Source organism: Agriterribacter sp., assembly GCF_035445465.1.
Classification (GTDB): Bacteria; Bacteroidota; Bacteroidia; order Chitinophagales; family Chitinophagaceae; genus Agriterribacter.
Genome location: NZ_DAOMQT010000021.1, coordinates 1 through 19,863, shown reverse-complemented (window position 1 = coordinate 19,863; position 19,863 = coordinate 1). Strand labels below are relative to the sequence as shown.

Here is a 19,863-nt window from a genome sequence, read left to right as displayed (position 1 = left end):
GGGTCTTTCTTTTTATTTTAGCAAAAAAAAACATGTCGTACCGAATTGGATTAGGGGTGGATTTTCACCAGTTAGCCGAAGGAAAAAAATTATGGATCGGTGGTATTGAAATACCTCATCATAAAGGCTCCCTGGGACATAGTGATGCCGATGTACTGCTGCACGCCATTTGCGATGCCATGCTGGGCGCTTTAAGCTTAGGTGACATCGGCCTTCATTTTCCCAATACTTCCGCGGAGTTCAAAGATATTGACAGTAAAATTCTGCTGCAGCGCACTTATGCCATCATCCAAAAAGAAGGATATACCATCGTAAATATTGATTCCACCCTTTGCTTAGAACGGCCTAAAATAAATCCTTATGTATTAAAAATGCGCGAAACGATTGCCCAAATAGTGGAACTTACGGTTAAGGATGTTTCGGTTAAAGCTACCACCACCGAACAAATGGGTTTTGCCGGAAGGGAAGAAGGACTGGTGGCTTATGCAACGGTACTGCTGAAAAAGAAAATGTGAAAATGTGGAAATGTGCCCCCTGTAGCGAAGCGAAGTAGTAGGTCAGTCCAAAAGAATTATCCTCCATCTCCGGTATTAGGGGATTGCTTCAACCCTTAAAAAGTATTACACATCATTCAGATCAGTTTAGGGTCTCGCAAGGACGTCCAAATCCGAAGCCGGAAAAGGCCCGTCTTTGCGAGGCGTAAGCAAATGCCGGAACTTTGAGAAACTATGCACGCCGAAGCAAGCCCATTGAAGCGCAGCGGAGTAGTAGGCCAATTCAAAGAATTATCATCCATCTCCGGTATTAGGGGATTGCTTCGACCCTTAAAAAGTATTACACATCATTCAGATCAGTTTAGGGTCTCGCAAGGACGTCCAAATCCGAAGCCGGAAAAGGCCCGTCTTTGCGAGGCGTAAGCAAATGCCGGAACTTTGAGAAACTATGCACGCCGAAGCAAGCCCATTGAAGCGCAGCGGAGTAGTAGGCCAATTCAAAGAATTATCATCCATCTCCGGTATTAGGGGATTGCTTCGACCCTTAAAAAGTATTACACATCATTCAGATCAGTTTAGGGTCTCGCAAGGACGTCCGAAACCGGAAGTTCGAAATCCGAAGTGAAATGCAACTGTAAACCATAAACTACAAATAAAAAAATCCGGAGATTCATCTCGTCATAGCAGTTACTCACCTGAAAGCTGATCGCCGATAGCCCACACAAAACACCAATATCTACACCAATAATCTTATTTTTGCCGCATGTCAGCAACACTTACGGTTAAGATCATTAACCAATCCAGCAATCCGCTCCCCGCATATGCTACTCCCGGAGCATCCGGCATGGATATCCGTGCCTTTATTTCATCGCCGGTTGTTTTGCAGCCTATGGAGCGCTCATTGATCCCCACGGGACTTTTTGTTGAAATACCCCAGGGGTATGAGATACAGGTTCGCCCACGTAGCGGATTAGCGGTAAAGCAGGGCATCACCTGCTTAAATACGCCGGGTACCATAGATTCGGACTACAGGGGTGAAATAAAGGTTATACTCATTAACCTTTCCAATGAACCTCAAAGCATTCAACCGGGAGACAGGATCGCTCAAATTATTGTACAACGGATAGAAACAGCCCAATGGGAAGCGGTGGAAAATATAAGCGTAACCTCCAGGAATGAAGGCGGTTTTGGCCATACCGGGAAAAATTAATTCAGCTAAAAAGCACTCATGCGGTTTATTCTCACCATAGCTTTCTTTATTGCTGTGTTATGCAGTTGCCGAAGCTCCAAAAAGCTGCAGTCGGCTATTACCAAGAAAGATACGCTTGTTACCGTTCTCGTTAATCCCGCGGCAACCGATTCTGCCAGGCTGGTGCATGAAACTTTTGAAAAAATAAGGGCTAATCATATTGATTTCGAAACCTTTTCTTCCAAAATAAAAGTGCAGTATAAAGACAACAAGCAACGAAATTACGACTTCAACGCTTTTGTGCGTATTCAAAAAGACAGTATTATATGGCTATCTATCAACGCCGCGTTCGGCATTGAAGCTTTCAGGGTTTTTATTACACCGGATAGTGTAAAAGTGATGGATAAGTTAGATAAAAATGTGCAGTACCGGTCTGTGGAATATATCAGGGAGATTGTGCAGTTGCCGGTTGATTTTTATACCTTACAAAATCTTATCGTAGGCAATCCCGTATACTTAGACAGCACACAGGTGCTCATGTACAGGGAAAGGGAAAGTTCGGTTTCTCTTTCTACCATGGGTGATTTTTTTAAACAATTACTGTCCATCAGAAAGAACGATTATGCCGTGCTGCACAGCAAGCTGGATGATGTGGATCCGGGGCGCAGCCGTACTGCCGACTTCTCCTACAATGATTACATTATTGCCAGCGGAAGGCTTTTTTCCACGAACAGAAAAATTATCGTGGCAGAAAAAACAAGATTAGACGTAAGTCTTGAATACAAGCAGGTGGAATTTGATAAGCCCCTCAGCTATCCTTTTAATATACCGCGTAATTATACCATTCAGTAATTTTAACAAAACGCAGTACAATCACATGCATATACCATCGTTATTTGCAGTATAAATCATATAAAATCTCCAGCATGCGCAAATTCTTTTTCTTACTGTTCGTGTTTCTTTGTGGCTTCCAGGTTATGTCATCACAAGCCCAGTCTAAAGATGAATTAGAAAGTCAGCGCAAACAAATACAACAGGAAATCGAAGATTTAAGGAAATCGCAAAGCGCTATTCAGAAAAACAAAAAGGAGAGCCTGGGTCAACTGGCACGCATACGTAACCTCATTAAAAAAAGAGACGCGATTATAGAGACCATTAACAGGCAGGTGCAACTGATCAATGATGATATTAACACCAATAACCGGGAAATAGGACGTTTAAAAAATGAGCTCGATACCCTAAAAGTGCAGTATGCCAGAACGATCGAATACGCTTACAAGAACAGGAGCAGCTACGATATGCTTAATTTCATCTTTTCGGCTGTAAGCTTTAATGACGCCATCAAAAGGGTGGCTTACCTGAAAGCATACCGCGAATACAGGGGAAAGCAGGTAGACAACATTTACCAAACCCAGTTGCTGTTAGCACAAAAAAACGAGACGCTTGCTGCAAACAAAACCCTCAAAACACAAACCCTTGCCGAACAAAGCCAGCAAATGAAAAAGCTGGAAGAGGAAAAAAAACAAAAAGACGCGGTGGTTTCCAGCCTGAAGCTTAAGGAAAGAGAGCTGGATAAACAACTCACTTCCAAAAGAAAATTAGAGAACAATATCAGGAACTCCATTGCCGCTATTATTAAAAGAGAAATAATGGAGGCGGAAAGGGCGGAAAAAGCAAAACGTGACGCTGCCGCCAAAGCGGCGGGAACAACAGCAAAAGCGGCTGCCCCTGCTGCCAGCACCAGTTCACGTGCAGCCAATAAGCTGGAGAACACACCGGAGGTTACCGCCGTTTCCGTGGGATTTGAAAATAATCGCAGGAAGCTCCCCTGGCCCGTTGCCAAGGGCGATATAACCGGCCCCTTCGGCAGGCACAAAATAGAAGGTACCCGTTTATTTGAAGATAATATCGGCGTATACATTCAAACCAATATCGGCGCACCTGTAAAGGCCGTATATGAAGGAACGGTATCATCCGTACATAGTTTCGGCCCTGTTTCCGCTGTAACCATACGGCATGGTAAATACCTTACTACTTACTACAACCTCACAGGTATAAGCGTAAATAAAGACCAGGAAATAAAACTGGGTCAGGTAATTGGCAAAGCCGCCGAATCGGAAGATGAAGACGGCATAGGCAAAGTACTTTTTGTTGTTACTGTTGTGGTGGGTAATAGCCCCAAATATCTTAACCCCGAAGACTGGATCAAGCCCAGGTAGCCATAACTTTACGGGGGTGTTCAATTAATCATTTTGCCGCAGATGTGCAGATTTAACCTACACATCTGCGGCATTCTTTATCTGAAATTACCCGCTATGCTTCACTAAAATTCCATTAGCTTACACCAAAATAAAACGATATGTCATTTAGCGGAAAAACTGTTTTTATTACAGGCGGCAGCAGGGGCATTGGTAAAGCTATAGCTTTGCGGTTAGCCAGAGAAGGCGCACAGGTGGCAATAGCTGCCAAATCGGTAGAGGAAAATCCTAAGCTCGGCGGAACAATTTTTTCGGCAGCAAAAGAAATAGTGGAAGCGGGCGGACAAGCGCTACCCATTCAGTGTGATATACGGTTTGAAGACCAGATAGACAATGCCGTAAACAAAACCATCGAGGTATTTGGCGGGATAGACATCCTTATTAATAACGCTTCGGCCATATCGCTTACCCCTACGGAAAAAACAGATCCCAAACGCTTTGATCTTATGCATGACATTAATGTGCGGGGTACTTTTTTTGTAAGCAGGGCCTGTATCCCCCACTTGCGGAAAGGGAACAACCCGCATATCCTCAATTTATCGCCCCCGCTTAACATACAGCCCAAATGGTTTGGCAATCATCTTGCCTATACGCTTAGTAAATACAATATGAGCATGATCGCAATGGGACTCGCTGAAGAATTAAAAAAGGATAAGGTAGGCGTTAACGCGCTTTGGCCACGAACCACCATCGCTACCGCCGCAGTGCAAAATTTACTGGGCGGAGATACCTTGATCAAAATGAGCCGTACGCCTGAAATCATTGCCGATGCGGTGTATTACATTTTATCCCGTTCTTCCGAAAGCTGCACGGGTAATTTTTTTATTGATGAAGAAGTGTTGGCACAGGAAGGTATAACGGATCTTGAAAAATACAGCGTGGTACCCGGAGCGAAATTGTATACCGACTTGTTTTTGTAACAGATAAGCTCCTTACACAGCCGCCCGTGCTTATTTTGCCTTTTCTCAGATAAGTTAGTATTTGTGAAATCGTTTCAAATACTACCATTCTTATGTAAATTGAAAGGAACGGTTTTCTTTTGCGGATGTATACATAGCCAGCACAATTTCCACTGCTTTGCGGGCTTCTTTTCCATCAATTTCAAAAGGTTTGCCTGTTTCAACGGCGGCAATAAATGCGGCAATATTTTTTGCATGCAGCTCAAACGGAATAGCCGAAGGATTGGAAGCGCCTCCGCCGCCATCCGTTGTGGCGTATTGGGTACGGATTTGAGCGTCTTCTCCTGTTTCTTCTGCAAACTGCCAAACCTTAACGCTGTTATCTTCTAATATAACCGTTCCTTTCGTTCCGGTTATGGTTATACGGCGAAGCTGACCGGGGAAAGAAGCAGTAGAGCCATACACCGAGCCCAGCGCTTTATTTTTGAATCGCAGGATAGCGGTTGCGGTATCTTCAGCTTCAATGTGATGCCCCAGCGTTGCGGTATACGCGTGCAGTGAATCAATTGGACCCATAAGATATTGCAGCAGGTCTACCATGTGAATCGTTTGGTTCATCATGGCGCCTCCTCCGTCTAAGGCCAGCGTACCGCGCCATTTATGCTGATAATATTCGGCGCTCCTCCACCAGGGCACATCTATTGAGGCAAATGTAATGGTTCCAAACCGTCCTTTTTCAACAGCGTCTTTCAGCAAATGAACCGTACCGGTAAAGCGATAGTTAAAAATTCCCCCGAGCCGGGTTCCGGCTTTAGCGTGTGCCGCAATCATCGTATCAATCCTTTCAAGGGAAATATCGAGCGGCTTTTCGCACAGCACATGTTTACCCTGCAGGGCAGCTTCCACAGCGGGTTCCATATGCATGCCGCTGGGTGTGGCTATAGTAACCATGTCTATCTCCGGGCTGCGCAGCATGGCATGATAATCGGGGTATACCCGGCAGTTGTATTGCCTGGCCAAGGCCTCAGCTCTGCCCGACCCTGCACCGCAAATGCCTGCCACATGCGCATTGCTGATATGCTGAATGGATCTGGCGTGAAAATCGGCCACCATGCCGGCTCCTATAATTCCGAAATTCCAGGTTCTCATTATTAAACGAAAAAGATAAATATATTAAAGAGCCACTGTGCTTTTCAAAGCGGCTATGATAAGCCCTAATCGTCCTTTTCCTTATAGGCCGCATAGCTGCTTTTGGCAAATACGCCGGGAGCTGCATGACTGCCTTCGGGAAAATCGAGATTTACGTAATTAATGCCGGGGAGCATGGTAAGGTTAAGTACAACTCCGGCAATGTATTCTGTTGCACCAAAGGAGCCAATATCGTTGGCAAATGTAAAGGAGCTGTCAATATGGGCGTATACCGTATCTCCCGAAAGCTTTACAAACTCAAGGCGAACGGAAGGATAAATAGCGTTGATGCCGTTAATGATGCTTTTCGGATCAGTAATGGCAACGGTATCTTTATACACCCTGGTCTTTTCTTTTTGTTCAATATTCACCGTCCAGAAAAGTACAGTATCCGGCTGTTCCATAATGGTTTCCGGCTCTGATATATCTGTTGAGTCGGTAATATTGGCCGGTTTATCGGGGGATGAGCAGGAAATAAAAGCAACAAACGCAAAAGGCAGCAGCTTATATAATAATTTATAATTCATACTTCAAGATACTAAATCGGGTGCAGGGGATCAAGTATTTATTATTTTAACAAATTATAGGCCAACAAACTTAAAACATAGGCCAGCCCTGTCATATATACCAATTGTATAAGCGGCCATTTCCACGACCGGGTTTCGCGTTTCACAATAGCCAGGGTGCTCATACATTGCATAGCAAATACATAAAATACCATAAGGGATACGCCGGAAGCAAGTGTGTAAATTTTTGCCCCGTTTGTCCAGGTAGCAGCGCTCATTTTTTCCCGCAGGGTAAGATCATTTTCATCTGCATTGCCGCCTACGCTGTAAATGGTAGCCATAGTGCCTACAAATACTTCACGTGCCGCAAAGGAAGTGATCAGCGCAATGCCTATCTTCCAGTCATAGCCTAAGGGCTTAATAGCGGGTTCAATCGCTTTGCCCAATATACCCACATACGAATTTTCAAGAAGCGCGGTTCTTTTTTCTTCTTCCAGTTCCTCATTTCCGGGCTGCTGCAAAGCCAGTTGCTCATAACGGGTTTCAACAGCCTCCATCCTTTTTGGAGGGCCATAGGTGCTTAATGCCCACAGAATAAGGGAGATCACCAAAATTACCCTGCCCGCTTCAAATACAAATATCTTTGCTTTTTCCACCATTATTACCAGCACGTTCTTCCAGCGTGGTGCGCGGTACACCGGCAGCTCCAAAATGAAAAAGCTTTTTTCTTTGATACGGATGAACCATTTCATTACATACGATACTATAAGCGCCATTACTATGCCCAGCAGGTAAAGCCCGGTCATAACCAGTCCGTGCAGGCTAATAAAGCCCCAGTAATAAGTATTGGGTATAACCAATGATATTAAGATAATATATACCGGCAGCCTGGCGCTGCAGCTCATTAAGGGTGCTACCATGATGGTGAGCAGCCTTTCTTTTTTGTTTTCAATATTACGGGTGCTCATGATGGCCGGTACCGCGCAGGCAAAGCTGCTGATCATAGGCATTACGCTCTTACCGTTAAGTCCTACTTTGCGCATAAGCTTATCCGTTAAAAAGCTGATCCTCGCCATGTATCCCGTATCTTCCAGAATAGTAATGAGCCCAAAGAGGATCATGATCTGCGGAATAAAAACAACAATACCGCCAAGCCCCGCTACCAGTCCGTTTACAATAAGGTCGCCAAACCAGTTTTGCGGCAATACGCCCGCCAGCCAGTTGCTCCATTCGCCAAAGATCCATTCAATAGCGTTCATAGGATATTGCGCCAGCCAGAAAATGCTCTGGAACAGGATGGCCAGAACGCCAAGCAGTATGAGGTAGCCCCAAACGCGGTGCAGCAAAATATTGTCTATCCGGTCTGTGGTCATTTGTTTTTCCCGCGGGTCGGTTTCCACAACAGTTTGCTGCATAATATGACGGATGCGGGCATAGCGCTGTGTAATTTCTTCTGCCTGTACTTTGGTATGATTGAAGCCGTGTTTTCTTTCTATATCCTCAATCGTATCCTGCACAGGGGCATCCAATGCAAATGATTCGTGGTGAATGAGGTAGTGCACGGCGGCATAATCGCTGATCCGGGGAAATATCTTTTTAATATCGTCTATAGCTGCCTGTGATAAATCGCTTGCTTCAACAAAGTTCCTTGCAGGCGGCTTGTATAACTGCCGGGCTGTTTGGTCAATTGCTTTTTTAAGCTCATTAATGCCTTTATCCTTCCGCGGATTAACGGGTATCACCGGCACGCCCAGTTCCCTTTCTAACCCCTGCACATCTATCGAAAGCCCTTTTTTAGAAGCGATATCCATCATGGTGAGAGCTATCACCACCGGTTTTTTAAGATCTATTACCTGCGATGCAAAAAGCAGGTTGCGTTTTAAGTTGCTCGCATCTACAATTAAAATATATAATTCCGGCTTTTCTGTTGAACCGGGATTCATCATCACATTATAGGCAACCCATTCATCGCTGCGCCGCGGGTATAAGCTATACGTGCCCGGCAGATCAATGATATTAGCCGTTAGCGTAGCAGAGATTTTGGAATGCCCTGATTTTTTATCTACGGTAACCCCCGGGAAATTACCTACTTTCTGTTTTAACCCGGTGAGCACATTAAAAAGGGAGCTTTTTCCGCTGTTAGGGTTACCGAGTAATGCAATATGTAGCTGTTGTTGTTTCAATGCTGATTTTTAGAAGTTTGCAAAAATACGGGCAAATCAAATTGCGATAGTTACGAAATCGGTAAAGGAGTGGTAAAATAGATAAATATGGCATGAAAAATGAACATATATAGAATTTAAAATGACTAACCCTAACTTTGCAGCTATGGCTAAACAATTTTATCCTGTAATGAAAAGAATATTATTTGTTCTCCTGTTTACTTCGCAATGTGCTTTTGTTTTTTCTCAAAGATTAAGAAAGTCCGACAGGGTGATCGTTGAAAATCTTAAAAGCAGCATTCATTTTCTTGCAGATGATAAGCTTGAAGGAAGGCGGGCCGGCACTGATGGTGAAAAAAAGGCATCCGAATTTATTATAAGTCAGTATAAAGCGGCAGGACTACTACAAAAAGGAGACCGGGATACTTACCTGCAGTCTTTTGAAATAAAGGATGGTAAACAGATCAATAAAACAACGCTGCTTATGGTAAACGGGAAGGAGCTTGGTTTGCAGAAAGATTATTTTCCGCTTGCCTTTAGCGCCAACGCATCCGTAGCTGAAATACCCGTAGCCACGTCCCTGTCTGAAAGAGGCGCGCCCTGGTTTAAAGATATTGAAGCCGTGCTGGATGAAAACCTCGATAACCCGCATTTTGACATATACGAGCATATCAAAAAAGAAGCCGGCATAGCGGCAGGTAAAGGCGCTACCGCCCTGATCTTTTTTAACAGCGATAAAGAAAACGGTGAAGTGGAGTTTAATAAAAAAGACAAATCAGCAGCGCTTGCCATCCCCGTCATTTATCTTACTAAATCGGGCAAGGAAACCTATCTTAAAGACGCTTCCGCCATTTATGATATACAGCTTAAGGTAGATATCGGTGAGAGTCAGCGAACCGGGCATAATGTTATCGGCTATATCAATAACAATGCGCCTTCTACCATAATTATCGGCGCCCATTACGACCACCTGGGATATGGTGAAGACGGGAATTCAATGCTGCGGAATGGTCCAAAGCAAATTCACAATGGTGCAGACGACAATGCCAGCGGAACGGCCGCCCTGGTGGAGCTGGCTAAGCTGTTATCAAAATCAAAATCAAAAAATAACAATTATCTCTTTATTGCTTTTTCGGGTGAGGAACTGGGGTTGTTCGGGTCAAAATATTTTACCGAAAATCCAACCATTGATCTCTCTTCAGTAAATTATATGATCAATATGGATATGATAGGGCGGTTGAATGACAGCTCCAAAACCCTTACCGTTGGCGGTTATGGTACTTCACCGGTATGGAGCGAGGTACTGTATGCACAGAAAAAGCTGCCTTTTTCCATTAAAATTGATTCCAGCGGCACGGGTCCCAGCGATCATACTTCGTTTTACCGCAAAAATATCCCGGTTCTGTTTTTCTTTACCGGGCTCCACCATGATTATCACAAACCTTCCGACGATGCGGATAAGATCAATTATACAGGCGAGCTGCAGATCATAAAGTATATTGCCGGATTGATAAAAGACCTGAACAAAAAAGATAAGCTGGCATTTACGCCAACACGGGAAGCGCAAGCAACAACCAGTGCCCGGTTTTCGGTTTCGCTCGGTATTATGCCCGATTATACCTATAGCGGCGCCGGGGTTAGGGTAGACGGGGTTAGCGAAGGACGGGCGGCCCAGAAGGCAGGACTAAAAACAGGAGACGTGATCGTACGCCTGGGTGAATATGCGGTAAATTCACTGGAAACCTATATGCAGGCGTTAAGTAAATTTAAAAGTGGCGACAGTACAACCGTGAATGTGAAAAGAGGGAACGAAGACCTGAAGTTTGATATTACGTTTGTGAAGTGAGGAGGTGTTGGGTGTGAGGTATAAGGTATAAGGTATAAGGTGTGGGGTATAAGGTGTGGGGTATAAGGTGGGGGGTATAAGGTGGGGGGTATAAGGTAAGCTACTGCCGGTGCTCGGATAACAAGCAGGTATTTATGATTATTGATGAAATTGACAATAGACAATAGTATCCTGGCAGAAGATTTTTTTTCTGATACGAAAGTGCTGGGTATTGTTGCGCCTGTGAAGGATTATCGTTTTTGCTGGTTACTGAACCAGGCTTTAGGATGCGATTTCAGATTAAACAGCGATATAGAGATACAGCTTACAAAAAAAGGCCGCCAGTATTTTTTTTCGGTATACGAATACTGCGAAACAGGTACTTCACTTGTGCATTATATTTATAATAACCAGTTTGAGGGAGAATACCTGCTGCCTGAATTCCGGCACCTCGATTTTTTATGGTTGCTGAAAGGCGATGATGTAGAGGATAATTATATACACTACCTGCGGCAATCTATAAAAAGCATCCCCGGCATACAACTGATCACTGAACTGGAAAGGGAAAAGATAAAGAATAAGATGCACCTGGTGTTTTAAAACAAATGTGGAAATGCGGGAAACGTGAGGATGTGCTGATTTGAAAAGTATTTCCTGTACATAAACGTAACAATAGACTACAAATTATAAACCACAAACTTTACAATCATGTGGGAAGAAGAAAACAACCAGCTTTATAAAAAATTTGAGTTTAAAAACTTTTCCGAGGCGTTTGCTTTTATGACAAGAGTAGCGCTGGAAGCAGAGAAGATGGATCACCATCCTTTATGGACCAATGTATATAATAAGGTGGAAATATGGCTTTCTACCCATGATGCAGGCGATATCGTTACGGAAAAAGACAGGAAATTATCGAAGAGGATTGATAAGTTACTGTAAATGCTATAATGCTTCTATTAGCCCGGGCCTTCTTCTCCCGGATAGGAGTATTCAGCCTGTCGCCAGCAGGTACCCAGCTGCATCTGACTGCTGATATCTGATTGCCACAAATTACAGGGAAATGTAAAGCACCAAAAGGCAAATCGCAAAAAACAAATAAAACCGGTAATCAGTTAACCTGTTTCCTTACATATTTGGTAAGAATAACAATGGTTTGTCCTTCTATCTTTCCTTCAATCTGTTCCGTATTATCTTCTACAACGCGAATATTTTTTACCACTGTTCCCATTTTAGCATTCAGGGTTGAACCCTTTACGTCAAGCGATTTTATTAAAACCACGCTATCGCCGCTTTGCAGCACCTGCCCGTTACTATCTTTATGCAGTTCCACCGTGGCGTCATTTTCATGATCGCCGGTAGCTTTAGCCCAGGCAAGCTTTTCATCATCCAGGTAAAGAATGTCTAAATTATCGGCCGCCCAGCTTTCATTGCGCAGGCGGTTCAGCATACGCCATGCCACTACCTGCACACCCGGAACTTCACTCCACATGCTTTCCGATAAGCAATGCCAGTGACCGCTGCTGAGCTCCGCTTTCTTTTCAACCTGTGCACGGCATACATTGCAGATCATAATACAGTCTTCCGCATCTTTGTTTTGCTGCGGGAGCACCTCATACAATTGTATATCCTCCTCCGACCTGCATAGCTCACATTTGTTTTCGCTTCTTTCCAGTAGTATTGTTTCCAGTTTCATATTTCCTTTTTTTGATCAGGGCCGCGAAGATAATCCTTTAAAACAAACGCCTGTCCGGACCTGTTATTTCAACGCATTGTCCGGCACCTCTTCATCAATATTGGTTACCCCGCCCGATATAGCAAATTTCATGGCATCGGCCGAGCTGATGTCGGTTAACAGCTTAACCCTTTGCCTTTCCACGAAATATAAATGTCCCGCAAAAGCGTAGGATTGCGGAATGTATACGGCCACGAAGCCATTCAGTCCAAACTCACGTGCGTTCTGCTGTGTAATAAAGCCGATCTGCCATACATTTTCGGCATTCACCGCTACCAATACCGATTGATCGAACTTTCTTTTGTTGCCTGCAAATGCCTCAAAAAAATCCTTAAGCGTACTGTAAATGATTTTTATTCCCGGTGTTTTCTCCAGTATGCTGTCGAACAATTCCACTAATTTCCCTACCACAAAAGAAGAGGAAATATAGCCCACCACAAAAATCAAAAGCAACGCTACAATAAATCCCATGCCGGGAAGATAATACCTGGAAAACTGGGGAATAGTATCTTCAAAAAGATCAGGTAATATCCTGTCAACAAAATTAAAGAGCGATGTTACCGCCCAAATGGTTATTACAATTGGCGCCAGGATGATAAGTCCCTGTAAAAAGATCTGTAATAGTTTCTTCAACCAGTTTCTTGTAGCCATTAATGTATGTTTTAGTATAGTAAAATTAACGTAAGCCGGCATAATCCTGCCATACGGGAGCTATTATAGATAAAATCACAAAACCCGGCAATGCATATTGTTCCCCAGGGGGTTGGACGGCAATGTAGAGGTAGCGGACGTCCACGGGTTTTTAGAGGTATGCCTGTTAGTTGCCCCACGATTATGCACTCCGGGCAGCGCCATAAAACAAGCGGAATAGCGGCATGCGCTGCGGAAGCTTATCATGCATTTACCGTTCATCAAAAAAATTATAAAAAAACTATGGAAACTTTGGTAACGATAAAAGTTTCCATAGTTTTGCCGCTGATTTTGAAGCTATGGAGATACAGGAAAGGATAGCGCAGAAGGCGCACGATTTGTTTTTGAGATACGGGATCCGCAGTATTAGCATGGATGAGATCGCCTCGCAGTTGGGCATCAGCAAAAAAACCATTTACCAGTTTTATGCCGATAAAGATGCCCTGGTGGATAGTGCTATAGATATTGTGGTGAGTGGTAATATCAATGAATGCTGCGTCCACAAAGAAGAAAGCGAAAACCCGGTTCATGAAATTCTGGTGGCTACAGATATGGTGCAGGAGATGTTAAATACGATGAATCCTACCATCATGTATGACCTGCAGAAATATCACCCGGCTGCCTATAAGAAGATCGCCGATCACAAGAACGAGTTTTTATATAAGCTGATAAAGGAAAACCTGGAACAGGGTATCGCAGCGCAGTTATACCGCCCGGAAATCAATACGGAGATCATGTCGCGATTCAGGCTGGCTGCTGTATTTATGATGTTCAGCCCCGATCTCTATCCCCTTGGTAAATATAATTTAGGTGCAATAATTGAGGAGGTAACGATCCATTTTTTATATGGCATCACTACCGCCAAAGGACAAAAACTTCTTCAGAAATACCTTTTGAAACGACAAAAATAATAAACAGATGAAAGAATGGAAACCGGCAAAGTGGGGATTAATGATACTTGTGATGGTATGTTCAGCAAGCGTGCAGGCACAGCAAACGCCACAGGCGGAAATACATGCTTTTTCACTGCAGCAGGCGCTTGATTACGCAAAGCAAAATAATATGCAGGTAAAAAATGCCTTGCTGGATATACAGATCCAGGAACAAACCAACCGGGAATTTACCGGAGCTGCTTATCCGCAGATCAGCGCCAGCGGCTCACTGGTATACAATGCCAAACTACCCGTAAGCCTTGTTCCTGCAGAGTTTTTTGGCGGACAGCCGGGCACTTTTGAAAAGCTGGCCTTTGGTGTAAAATGGGGTGCAACAGGCGGCATATCGCTGAACCAGATCGTATTTGACGGGCAGGTATTTGTGGGTTTGCAGGCGCGGAAAACATTGGTGCAGTTCCAGGAAAAATATGCAGAGGTAACAGAGGAAATTATCAGGGCTAATGTATATAAGGTATATTATCAACTGGTAGCCAGTAAAACGCAGATAGAGCTGCTGGATGCGAATATTGCGTTGCTGGACAAACTACAGCATGATACCCGCGTGATGCAGGAGAACGGATTTGCAGAAAAATTAGACCTTGATAAAATTATTGTGCAACTGGCTAACCTGCACACAGAAAAAGTAGGCGCGTTAAACCAGATCCGCAATGGCTACCTGGGGCTAAAAGTACTGATCGGCATGCCGGTTAGGGATTCGCTTCTGTTAACCGATACCTTAAGTGACGAAAAGATTAAAAGTGGCGTATTAGAAATAGACGATTTTAATTACGAACAACGGAAAGATTATCAATATGCTAACCTTGGCATAGCACTGGGTGAATATGATATACGCCGCTATAAGTTATCGAAGTTACCTACACTGGCGCTCAACGGGTATTATAATAAAAACGCGCAACGTAATAAGTTTGATTTTTTGGGAGATGGCGATTGGTTCGACATTTCTGCCATAACCCTGCAACTGAATATACCCATTTTTACCGGCTTTTCGGCTAATGCCAGGATAGCCAAAGCAAAGCTGGCCCTACAGCAAAGCATTAACCAGCGTGATGCGCTGAAGATTAACATTGATAATGAAATTGAAACGGCAAGAAATAATTTCAACACGGCAATAACTACGCTCGATTATCAAAAGGAAAACATGCAACTGGCTGAAACCGTATTTCAGCAAACGAAAAAGAAGTTTGAAGCAGGTATGGGCTCCAATACAGAAATTACCCAGGCACAAACAGATATGAAGGCGGCACAAACCAACTACATCAACGCTTTATACAGCGCCATAATAGCCCGCGTGGATTACGAAAAAGCCACGGGGAAATTATAACGGACTTTAATACAACTATTGAAATGACTTATAAAACCAGGTATATGCAAAATGTATTTAAAACTGCTTTAGCGGTAGCTGCGATAGCCTTTCTTGCTTCCTGCGGCAGCACTACAGACCATGAGAATAAAGGTATAGCGGCTAAGAAGACGCAGTTGGAAAAGATGAAAACGGAACAAAGGGCGCTGTCCGAAAAAATAACTGCGCTTGAAGAAGATATCATTAAGCTTGATCCTTCTCAAAAAAAGGAAAATGCAAAGCTGGTGGCCATTGCGCCGCTTGAAACCGGCAATTTCACCCATTACATTGATCTGCAGGGCCGCGTAGATGCCATTAATGTGGCTTATGTGGCGCCACGCGGACAGGGCGGACTGGTAAAAGCCATCTATGTTAAACAGGGCGACCAGGTGAAAAAAGGACAACTGCTGCTAAGGCTTGATGATGCGATGGCCCAAAAACAGCTTGACCAGTTGAATGTACAACTGGCTTATGCAAAAGACATTTTACAGCGGCAGCAAAACTTATGGAATGAACGTATAGGCACAGAAGTACAGTTGCTGAGCGCTAAAAACAATGTGGAATCTATTGAAAAACAAATTGCCACGGCTAAAGAACAATCTTCTTTTTCGAATGTATATGCGGAAATGGCGGGTGTTGCGGAAACGGTGAATATAAAAGTAGGCGAGTTTTTTCAGGGCGGTACACAAATACGCATCGTTAATACCAATGATCTTAAGATCGTAACACAGGTTCCTGAAAACTACATTGAAAAAGTAGGCGTTGGAAGTACCATACTGGTTAATTTTCCGGAAGCCGGCGACAAGATCATTACTACCCGGGTATCCGTTGCGGGCAGGCTGATTGATCCCAACAGCAGGTCATTTTATGTGGAAGCCAAACTGCCGGTGAATAAATCGCTGCGGCCGAACCAGATTGCGCTGGTTAAGATCCAGGACTATACGGCTAAGGATGTGATCACTATTCCGGTTAATACTTTACAGAATGATGATAAAGGAAAATTTGTGATGATGGCGGTAAAGGAGAACGACAAATGGATTGCGCATAAAACACCTGTTGTGATCGGGCAGTTATATGGCGATAAGGTAGAAGTACAGTCGGGGTTAAAAGCCGGTGATCAGCTGATAACGGACGGGTTCCAGGGATTATATGAAGGACAGACCCTTATAACGAACTAAACAGACAAGCTTTTGTGGATATACAACACTAATTAAATATGAGTGCTTTAGAAAATCTGACCGCTAAGTTTAAGGAATTTAAACCCACTACCTGGAGCATAAAGAACAGGACTTCCATTTACCTGATGATGTTATTTATCAGTGCCATTGGCGTATACGAGTTCGTTACTTTGCCCAAGGAGCAGTTTCCTGATATTGTAATTCCCACGGTATATATTCAAACGGTATATGTAGGTAACTCACCGCGTGATATAGAAAACCTGGTTACCCAGCCCATAGAAAAGCAGATCAAGGGTATTACGGGTGTGAAAATTCAGAAAACGACCAGCACTTCCGTACAGGATTTTTCGGCTATTGTAGTGGAGTTTAATACGGATGTGGATATAGATGTGGCGGTACAGAAAGTAAAGGACGCGGTGGATAAAGCGAAGACGGATCTGCCGACCGATCTTACGGAAGAGCCCACGGTTATGGAAGTGAGCTTATCCGAAATTCCTATCATGTATGTAAACATGAGCGGCGATTATGATGAAATGAAGCTGAAGAAGTACGCCGATGATTTGCAGGATAAGCTGGAAGAGCTTTCGCAGATAACGCGGGTTGATATTGTGGGCGCTCCTGAAAGGGAATTCCAGATTAATGTGGATAATTACCGTATGCGCAGCGCCAATATCACCTTTGATGATATAGCCAATGCAGTATCGCGGGAAAACATGGATATTTCCGGCGGTTTATTAGAAGTGGGCACTATGAAACGTACCCTGCAATTAAAAGGCCAATTTCGCTCTGCTTCCGACATAGAAAAAGTGGTAGTGAGAAGTCCAACAGGCGCTTCCATTTACCTGAAAGACATTGCGGTTATCAAAGACACTACAAAAGAAAGGGAAAGCTATGCCCGGCTGGATGGTAAAAACGTAATTACACTTAATATCGTTAAACGCTCCGGCGAAAACCTGATAGAAACTGCTGATGCGGTAAAGCTGGCGGTGAAGGAAATGCAGGACAGTGAGTTTCCTAAAGACCTGAACATTGTTCTTACGGGCGATCAAAGTAAAAACGCCCGGCATTCGTTTAATGAGCTGGTAAATTCTATTGTTATCGGTTTTATTCTCGTGCTGATCATCCTCATGTTTTTTATGGGGGTTACCAATGCCTTTTTTGTTGCGCTTTCTGTTCCGCTCAGCATGTTCGTTGCCTTTATGTTTTTGCCGGCGGCTGATCTTATCATTGGAGCAAACGTTACGCTCAATTTCATGGTATTGTTTGCGCTGCTGTTTGGGCTGGGTATTATCGTTGATGATGCCATTGTCGTCATAGAAAATACGCACCGCATATTTATACAGGCAAAGGGCAAGCTCACCTCTGAAAAGTCGGCCATTGTGGCCGCCGGGGAAGTATTTATTCCGGTGCTGGCAGGTACGCTCACTACACTGGCGCCTTTCTTTCCGTTATTGTTTTGGCCGGGTATTATCGGCAAGTTTATGATCTACCTGCCGGTGATGCTCATTTTTACACTAACTGCATCGCTCATTGTAGCGTTTATTATGAACCCCGTATTCGCGGTTGATTTCATGAATCATCCCGAAGGGGAAGAGAAAGAAAGGAAATCTGCTATATTCAAAAAACCCTTTTTCTGGGTTGCCATTGCCGCGGGTATAGTGCTCGATCTTTCAGGGGCTCCTTTTTTGGGTAACATCCTGTTGTTTTTAGTACTGATGGTTTTATTGAACCGCTATGTGCTGGAAGGGGTGATCCACGCGTTTCAGAACAGGGTGCTGCCCTGGATTATGGGCCATTATGAAACCTTATTGCGCTGGGCTTTAAAAGGATGGCGACCTGTACATTTATTATTAGGCACTATTGGTTTGCTGATCCTGAGCTTCGTGATATTTATAGCGGCAGTAGGCAGCCAGCGTGTACCCATTGTCTTTTTTCCAAATGCCGACCCTAATTTTATTTATGTGTACCTGAAATTACCGGTTGGTACCGATGTGGAATACACGGATTCTATTACGCACAACCTCGAGCAGCGTGTATACAAGGTGCTGGATATGGAGAACGGAAAAAAGAACCCGATCGTGGAAAGTGTTATTTCCAACGTGGCCATTGGCGCCGGTGATCCGCAGAGCGGCGACAGAAGCGCACGACCGGAACTGGGCAGGGTACAGGTATCGTTCGTTGAGTTTGAGAAAAGGCATGGCGCATCCACTGCGGCGTTGCTGGACTCTATACGGAGCGCAATAAAAGGCATTCCCGGCGCCGAAATTTCGGTAGACCAGGAAGCCAGCGGGCCGCCTACGGATCCACCCATTAATATTGAAGTAGCCAGCGAGGATTTTGATAAGCTGATTAAAACAGGGGTGGCGTTAAAGAATTATCTTGACTCTATACAGGTTCCCGGTGTGGAAGAGCTGAAAATGGATGTGGATTTAACCAACCCGGAGATCAGCATTTTTGTAAACAGGGAAAGGGCATTGATAGAAGGGGTTTCTTCGGCGCAGATTGGTATGGAAATCCGTACAGCGCTGTTTGGAAGGGAAGTATCTAAAATAAAAGACGGGGAAGATGAATATAAGATCCAGTTGCGCAATAACGAAATGCAACGCAAGAGCCTTTCCGACCTGCTGAACATGAATATTACTTTCCGCGATATGGCCAGCGGTGGCGCTATCAAAAATGTTCCCATCAGCTCATTGGTTTCAGTAGATTATACCAATACCCTTGGCAGCGTAAAGCGTAAGGATCAGAAGCGGGTAATAACGCTGCGGTCCAATGTGCTTACATCGCAGGGCTATACGCCAACAGCAGTTAATCAGCAGATCAAAAATTATATAGATGCCTTTCCCGGAAGGGCCGATGGCGTTACCATTAAACAAACCGGTGAAGGGGAGCAGCAGGCGGAAACCGGAGCATTCCTTTTTAAGGCCCTTGTTATTGCGTTGATGCTGATCTTGTTTATCCTGGTATTACAGTTCAACTCTGTTAGCAAACCGGTTATTATTTTAATGGAAATTATTTTTAGCATCATAGGAGTGTTATTGGGGTTCAGCTTAACAGGTATGGAAGTATCAGTAGCGTTTACCGGGCTGGGTATTGTGGGACTGGCAGGCATCGTGGTTAAGAACGGTATACTGGTGATTGAGTTTGCGGATGAATTAAGGAGCCGTGGACTAAAAACAAGGGAGGCGATGATTGAAGCAGGAAAAACGCGTATCATTCCTGTATTGCTCACAGCCTTAGCCGCTATCTTTGGATTGATTCCATTAGCTGTAGGATTTAATATTGATTTTATTGGACTGTTCTCCAGCTTTGAGCCGCATATTTTCTTTGGCGGCGACAGCGCGCGTTTCTGGAAGCCGCTGGCATGGACGATCATCTTTGGTCTGATCTTCGCTTTCTTTATGACGCTGATCATTGTGCCCAGCATGTACCTGATCGCTGAAAGACTGA

Annotated in this window: 17 protein-coding genes; 12 read left to right on the top strand and 5 right to left on the bottom strand. The window is 44.1% G+C overall.

Annotation, left to right across the window (positions count from 1 at the left end):
- Nucleotides 1–32: 32 nt before the first annotated feature.
- The 5 genes from ispF to PLE34_RS11885 all read left to right on the top strand — a co-directional run bounded on the left by ispF (nt 33) and on the right by PLE34_RS11885 (nt 4,861).
- On the top strand, nt 33–515 hold the full coding sequence (gene ispF, locus PLE34_RS11905; protein ID WP_324557203.1) for a 2-C-methyl-D-erythritol 2,4-cyclodiphosphate synthase: 483 nt from the start codon (nt 33–35) through the stop codon (nt 513–515).
- 742 nt (nt 516–1,257) lie between these two features.
- Entirely contained in the window at nt 1,258–1,704 is a 447-nt protein-coding gene (gene dut / locus PLE34_RS11900; protein ID WP_324557201.1) for a dUTP diphosphatase, read from the top strand.
- An 18-nt stretch (nt 1,705–1,722) separates the two neighbouring features.
- A complete protein-coding gene (gene lolB1, locus PLE34_RS11895) occupies nt 1,723–2,535 on the top strand; it encodes a lipoprotein insertase outer membrane protein LolB1 (RefSeq protein ID WP_324557198.1) in 813 nt (270 codons plus the stop codon).
- Nucleotides 2,536–2,609: 74 nt separating this feature from the next.
- Nucleotides 2,610–3,902 (top strand): murein hydrolase activator EnvC family protein, encoded by a 1,293-nt coding sequence (locus tag PLE34_RS11890; RefSeq protein WP_324557195.1) that lies wholly within the window; start codon nt 2,610–2,612, stop codon nt 3,900–3,902.
- A 140-nt stretch (nt 3,903–4,042) separates the two neighbouring features.
- Complete coding sequence (locus tag PLE34_RS11885; protein ID WP_324557191.1) at nt 4,043–4,861, top strand: SDR family oxidoreductase; 819 nt, start codon at nt 4,043–4,045, stop codon at nt 4,859–4,861.
- Nucleotides 4,862–4,951: 90 nt separating this feature from the next.
- On the opposite strand, the gene PLE34_RS11880 is transcribed toward PLE34_RS11885, so the two are convergent.
- The 3 genes from PLE34_RS11880 to feoB all read right to left on the bottom strand — a co-directional run bounded on the left by PLE34_RS11880 (nt 4,952) and on the right by feoB (nt 8,717).
- Nucleotides 4,952–5,989, bottom strand: coding sequence for a Gfo/Idh/MocA family protein (locus tag PLE34_RS11880; protein WP_324557189.1), 1,038 nt, complete (start codon nt 5,987–5,989; stop codon nt 4,952–4,954).
- 65 nt (nt 5,990–6,054) lie between these two features.
- Nucleotides 6,055–6,555 carry a hypothetical protein gene (locus tag PLE34_RS11875; protein WP_324557187.1) on the bottom strand — a complete coding sequence of 167 codons (501 nt, stop codon included), beginning with the start codon at nt 6,553–6,555 and terminating at the stop codon, nt 6,055–6,057.
- Between the two features lie 41 nt (nt 6,556–6,596).
- On the bottom strand, nt 6,597–8,717 hold the full coding sequence (feoB, locus tag PLE34_RS11870; RefSeq protein ID WP_324557185.1) for a ferrous iron transport protein B: 2,121 nt from the start codon (nt 8,715–8,717) through the stop codon (nt 6,597–6,599).
- A gap of 145 nt (nt 8,718–8,862) precedes the next feature.
- Here feoB and PLE34_RS11865 point away from each other — a divergent pair, with 145 nt between their 5' ends.
- From PLE34_RS11865 to PLE34_RS11855, 3 genes are all read left to right on the top strand, one after another.
- The gene (locus PLE34_RS11865) at nt 8,863–10,542 is read left to right on the top strand and encodes a M28 family peptidase (protein ID WP_324557182.1); all 1,680 of its coding nucleotides are present in this window, start codon (nt 8,863–8,865) and stop codon (nt 10,540–10,542) included.
- A 144-nt stretch (nt 10,543–10,686) separates the two neighbouring features.
- Nucleotides 10,687–11,121 (top strand): IPExxxVDY family protein, encoded by a 435-nt coding sequence (locus PLE34_RS11860; protein WP_324557180.1) that lies wholly within the window; start codon nt 10,687–10,689, stop codon nt 11,119–11,121.
- 108 nt (nt 11,122–11,229) lie between these two features.
- Complete coding sequence (locus PLE34_RS11855; protein ID WP_324557177.1) at nt 11,230–11,460, top strand: 4a-hydroxytetrahydrobiopterin dehydratase; 231 nt, start codon at nt 11,230–11,232, stop codon at nt 11,458–11,460.
- A 169-nt stretch (nt 11,461–11,629) separates the two neighbouring features.
- On the opposite strand, the gene PLE34_RS11850 is transcribed toward PLE34_RS11855, so the two are convergent.
- Together PLE34_RS11850 and PLE34_RS11845 are read right to left on the bottom strand one after the other, a co-directional pair.
- Nucleotides 11,630–12,214: a PhnA domain-containing protein gene (locus tag PLE34_RS11850; protein WP_324557175.1), complete on the bottom strand. Its 585-nt coding sequence runs from the start codon at nt 12,212–12,214 to the stop codon at nt 11,630–11,632.
- Nucleotides 12,215–12,277: 63 nt separating this feature from the next.
- Nucleotides 12,278–12,904: a DUF502 domain-containing protein gene (locus tag PLE34_RS11845; protein ID WP_324557172.1), complete on the bottom strand. Its 627-nt coding sequence runs from the start codon at nt 12,902–12,904 to the stop codon at nt 12,278–12,280.
- A 338-nt stretch (nt 12,905–13,242) separates the two neighbouring features.
- Between PLE34_RS11845 and PLE34_RS11840 the strand changes: the two genes are divergently transcribed.
- The 4 genes from PLE34_RS11840 to PLE34_RS11825 all read left to right on the top strand — a co-directional run.
- A complete protein-coding gene (locus tag PLE34_RS11840; protein ID WP_324557169.1) occupies nt 13,243–13,854 on the top strand; it encodes a TetR/AcrR family transcriptional regulator in 612 nt (203 codons plus the stop codon).
- 7 nt (nt 13,855–13,861) lie between these two features.
- Nucleotides 13,862–15,217 (top strand): TolC family protein, encoded by a 1,356-nt coding sequence (locus PLE34_RS11835; protein ID WP_324557167.1) that lies wholly within the window; start codon nt 13,862–13,864, stop codon nt 15,215–15,217.
- A gap of 44 nt (nt 15,218–15,261) precedes the next feature.
- Entirely contained in the window at nt 15,262–16,413 is a 1,152-nt protein-coding gene (locus PLE34_RS11830; RefSeq protein ID WP_324557164.1) for an efflux RND transporter periplasmic adaptor subunit, read from the top strand.
- Nucleotides 16,414–16,451: 38 nt separating this feature from the next.
- The coding region (locus PLE34_RS11825) for an efflux RND transporter permease subunit (protein ID WP_324557161.1) at nt 16,452–19,863 on the top strand (3,412 nt) is incomplete at its 3' end.